Consider the following 2,651-nt stretch of genomic DNA (forward strand, 5'->3'; position numbering starts at 1 on the left):
AAAAAGGAAAAGAGATGTCGTATGAGCTCCGCAGGAGCATTGAACATGCCAACCAGATCGCTCGGACCTCTGCCGGGATGTCTCGGAGCCTTGTTGATGCCCTGCTTCAACTCGATAAAGTGAAGCCAGATGTAGCACTTCGGATAGCAAACACAATGCCCCGTACCAGGGATGAGGTAAGAGCCGTCTTTGGCAGAGACAAGTTTGCCCATACAACTGAAGAGCTCGATCAGATTCTGGATCTCGTGATGACTCATTTCAGCTAGGTGCGGTCATGAAGACTGAAAAGGCTGAGAAGAAGGAGATCAATGCTATCGTACTGGATATTCTTCCAAAAGGGTATCCTGACGATCCCCGGCCGATCTATAAACGTGATCCGATTGTGCAGGCGATCGGAGTTGAGCAGTTCAAATTACTCGAATTAATTCCCAAATCCCTGAATGTAGGGATTGGAGAACTGGTATACATCGGAAGCGGGGAACGCGAGAAGATCGAACGGGTTAAGCGCAGGATCGGGTATCAAGAGCTAACTCATGGAGCTGAAACTGAACTTCCGTTTGTCATCGAAAAGATTGTCAAGGAACGGGAGAGTGAATACGTCGACTTTTACAATAAATCGATCTCAATCACCCCCAAACTTCATATGCTCCATCTGCTTCCCGGCATCGGGAAGAAACTGATGTGGGAGATCATTGAGTCCCGGGAAAAGAAACCGTTTGATAACTTTGCTGACATATCAACGCGGATAAAATCTCTTCCTCATCCTGAAAAGATGATCTTGAACAGGATTCTGGAAGAACTTCAGGATCAGACCGTGAAGTATCATCTCTTCACCTCACGATGAGTGCCTACCGGGATCAGCACTTTCTCACCGACCCTCGGGCGGTGGATAGGATTGCTTCCATTCTTGAACTATCAGAACGACGGGTTCTGGAGATTGGTCCCGGTCGTGGTGTATTAACCCGAGCTCTGCTTGCCAGAGGAGCACGGGTTATCGCAGTTGAGATTGATGTTTCACTGGTATCTTTTTTGAAACGCGAGTTTTCGCAGGCGATAGATTCAGGTGCCTTTACGCTGGTTCCAGGAGATGCTACCCGTGTGGAGATCCCTCCGTTTGAGATCGTGGTTGCGAACCTTCCCTATTCCGCCTCATCAAAAATTACGTTCAGGCTCCTTGATATCGGGTTTGAGGCTGCGGTCCTCATGTACCAGAAAGAGTTCGCTGACAGGATGCTTGCAGACATCGGGACCCGTGACTGCGGCAGGCTCTCGGTGATGGTCCAGACCTTTGCCCGGGCCAGCCGGTGTTTTGATCTTCCTCCCGGAGCATTCTCACCCCCTCCTGCAGTCCATTCAACGGTGATCAGGATCGAACCACGACATCCGTTATTCCCTGTTGAGAACCGGGACATCTATGCAGAAGTTGTAAAAATTCTGTTTGCAGGAAGAAGAAAGACCATACGAAGCATTTTCAAAAATGCCGGTTCAGTCTTTGGTTCTGACCGTGTTGCAACACTGCTGTCAGCATTGGATCCTGCGATCCTGGCGTCCCGTCCTGAAGAACTCTATCTTGAAGATTATGCCACGATTGCTAATGCACTTTCAGATTGATCAAGGTCAGGTGTACCAACCTGCTGAAGATACGTTTCTTCTTCTTGAGGCAGCAAGTCAGGAGATTCAGGTTCATGACCGTGTGCTGGAGGTAGGAGTAGGAAGCGGGTATATCTCATCACATCTTCGTTCATTGTGCAGGTTTCTCGTAGCTACTGATCGCAATCCTCACGCCGCAGGTATGGCTTATTCCTCTGGAGTTCCGGTAGTGCTCACCGATCTGTCAGCCGGTCTGGTTGGCCCTTTTGATCTGATCCTCTTTAATCCGCCGTACCTCCCCACTGATCCAGCGGAGAGGATTGATGACTGGCTTGAACTAGCTCTCGATGGTGGATGCACCGGTAGGGATGTTATTGCCCGTTTTCTCCAGGAGATACCGGAGGTATTGGCACCGAAGGGAAGAGTGCTGCTTCTGATCTCATCCTTAACCGGTATGAGAGAGACGGCACAGATGATCCAAGTGACTGGATGGAATTATTGTGAGGTTGCCCGGGACGTAGTGGACGGGGGAGAGATCTTGCAGATCCTCCGCCTTGAGCGGAAAAAATAATTGGTTATATTTTGATCATACTGGTGTCTATCTCATCTCTGAGCAGGTAAACTCCGGCAATGATCACCGCAAGCATCACAGCAGGGCCAATGATCTCGATGGGCTGGACCTTTGATACGTTGATGATAATCACATGTCTGATCATCGCAGTCAGTCCGGCGATGAGGATGGCTCTGACCGGGACACGTTTTGTCCGCAGGTATATGATCACGGTCTCGAATAATTCGATGATGATGACCGTGAGTAGTATGGAATTTATCACCTTGATGATTCCATCGTCCCAATTCTGGATGGTAATGAGTGAGATAATCTCAAACAAGGTGACCCCTAGAGATATCAACGCTACAATGGTGAGGAAAATGGCGAGTATGATATAGATAATCACTGGAATGGTGGTCATCACCCGGATCACCGGGGCGGTCTGTTCTGCAAGGCTGTCAGCCATACATCGTATACAACCTGCCTGAATAAAAAATCGAGGTTGTTCACT

5 protein-coding genes are annotated in these 2,651 nt (G+C 49.0%); 4 read left to right on the forward strand and 1 reads right to left on the reverse strand.

Translation table 11 applies throughout. From position 1 onward, the window contains the following. The 4 genes from LUQ50_RS08245 to LUQ50_RS08260 all read left to right on the forward strand — a co-directional run. The coding region (locus LUQ50_RS08245) for an RNA polymerase Rpb4 family protein (RefSeq protein WP_300038991.1) at positions 1–266 on the forward strand (266 nt) is incomplete at its 5' end. Positions 267–274: 8 nt separating this feature from the next. After that, the gene (locus LUQ50_RS08250; protein ID WP_300038994.1) at positions 275–844 is read left to right on the forward strand and encodes a DUF655 domain-containing protein; all 570 of its coding nucleotides are present in this window, start codon (positions 275–277) and stop codon (positions 842–844) included. Continuing rightward, positions 841–1,611 carry a 16S rRNA (adenine(1518)-N(6)/adenine(1519)-N(6))-dimethyltransferase RsmA gene (gene rsmA, locus LUQ50_RS08255; protein WP_300038997.1) on the forward strand — a complete coding sequence of 257 codons (771 nt, stop codon included), beginning with the start codon at positions 841–843 and terminating at the stop codon, positions 1,609–1,611. The genes LUQ50_RS08250 and rsmA overlap by 4 nt, the downstream gene beginning before the upstream one ends. Further along, complete coding sequence (locus LUQ50_RS08260) at positions 1,580–2,161, forward strand: HemK2/MTQ2 family protein methyltransferase (protein WP_300039000.1); 582 nt, start codon at positions 1,580–1,582, stop codon at positions 2,159–2,161. The genes rsmA and LUQ50_RS08260 overlap by 32 nt, the downstream gene beginning before the upstream one ends. Before the next feature lie 4 nt (positions 2,162–2,165). Here the strand turns inward: LUQ50_RS08260 and LUQ50_RS08265 are convergent. Beyond that, on the reverse strand, positions 2,166–2,651 hold a 486-nt coding region (locus LUQ50_RS08265; protein ID WP_300039001.1), incomplete at its 5' end, for a phosphate-starvation-inducible PsiE family protein.

This window comes from Methanospirillum sp. (assembly GCF_028679455.1).
In the GTDB taxonomy this organism is placed as follows: Archaea; Halobacteriota; Methanomicrobia; order Methanomicrobiales; family Methanospirillaceae; genus Methanospirillum.